The sequence below is a fragment of the Mycobacterium sp. 1245852.3 genome, assembly GCF_001669335.1.
In the GTDB taxonomy this organism is placed as follows: Bacteria; Actinomycetota; Actinomycetes; order Mycobacteriales; family Mycobacteriaceae; genus Mycobacterium; species Mycobacterium europaeum_A.
In genome coordinates this window covers 1-1,439 of record NZ_LZLL01000159.1, presented here as the reverse complement: position 1 = coordinate 1,439, position 1,439 = coordinate 1, and the positions used below count along the sequence as shown (strand labels likewise).

At 63.9% G+C, this 1,439-nt stretch carries 2 protein-coding genes; one reads left to right on the top strand and one right to left on the bottom strand.

Going from position 1 to position 1,439, the window contains the following annotated elements; translation table 11 throughout:
• The coding region (locus tag A9W96_RS31270) for a glycosyltransferase (protein WP_197499385.1) at window positions 1-135 on the bottom strand (135 nt) is incomplete at its 3' end.
• 327 nt (window positions 136-462) lie between these two features.
• Here A9W96_RS31270 and A9W96_RS07065 point away from each other — a divergent pair.
• Window positions 463-1,439: glycosyltransferase (locus A9W96_RS07065; RefSeq protein ID WP_067138604.1), on the top strand; the 977-nt coding region annotated here is incomplete at its 3' end.

Here is a 1,439-nt window from a genome sequence, read left to right as displayed (position 1 = left end):
TGACTCGACGAAATCGACCATTTCGGGAGCGACGGCCATACTCACGTCATGCCCGCGGCGAACCAATTCACGGCCGATCGTTAGGTACGGCTCGACCTCGCCACGCGTTCCCCAATTTGCCAGCACAAACTTCATCGCGGTCATGACTGTTCGATTCCCTGGCGCATCGTCGGATTGCAAGCGGCGGCCCACGCCCTCGGCCCAGACGACCGCAGCATAACCGGACACCCAGTGCTAGTTCAGCGAGTTGCGCTGACTCACGGAACCCGTTGGCAATGTGGGCGGCGGACGCCGAAACCTGCCGTCGCCGCGGAGCCATGTCTAGGCTCTGGCTCTACCGGAGATGTGGGCACCGGGGCTGTGGCCGGCCGTGGGTACGTCGACCCGCGTCGTCGGCATTTGGCTCGGTTCGGGAACGATACGTCGCCGGGCGGCGCGACAACCGAAAGTTTGAGATCCGCAATGAGATTTGTGTTGGCGAGCTACGGGACTCGAGGCGATATCGAGCCGTCGGTTGTAGTCGGCCGTGAGCTGCAGCGCCGAGGGCACGACGTGTGCATCGCGGTCCCGCCCGACCTGGTTGACTTCGCGGAATCGGCCGGGCTTACCGCGGTGCCCTACGGAGCGGAGACACGGGTATGGCTGGACGTGTTCCGCAACTTTTTTACCTCCGTGTTCAGCACGTTCTGGAGAATGCGTGACCTATCGGAGTGGGGACGCGAGCTGTGGAAAGTCAGCACTGGGGCCTGGGTGCAGATGAACGAGACACTGACGTCACTGGCGGACGGAGCCGACCTGGTGCTCGCCGGTCAGACTTACCAGGAGATCGCGGCCAATGTCGCTGAACACCACGGGCTTCCGTTGGCCACGCTGCACCATGCCCCGGTGCGCCCCAACGGCCAATCGTTGCCGATCTTGCCCGCGTCGGCCTCTCGCTTGGTGCTGACGCTGCATGACTGGCTGTGGTGGCGCGCGATCAAGAAGGTCGAGAATGCGCAGCGCAGCCGGCTCGGCCTACCGAAGGCAACATATGGTTCACCGCGGCGAATTGCCGAACGGGGATCGTTGGAAATCCAGGCATACGACGACGTGATTTTCCCGGGCCTGGCGGCCGAATGGGCGAAATGGAACGGCCAGCGCCCCTTCGTCGGTGCGCTGACTTTGGAATTGCCCACGCCGGCCGATGACGACGTCCTGTCGTGGATCGCCTCGGGAACGCCGCCGATTTGCTTCGGGTTTGGCAGCGCGGCGGTCGAATCCGCTGCCGACACCCTCGACATGATCGCTGCGGCCTGCTCGGAGTTGGGCGAGCGCGCGTTGATTTCGGCAGCGGGGACCGACTTCACGAACGTCTCGCACTTCGACCACGTCAAGGTTGTGGACGCGATGAACTACGCCACGGTCCTTCCCGCATGCCGAGCCTTCGTTCACCACGGCGG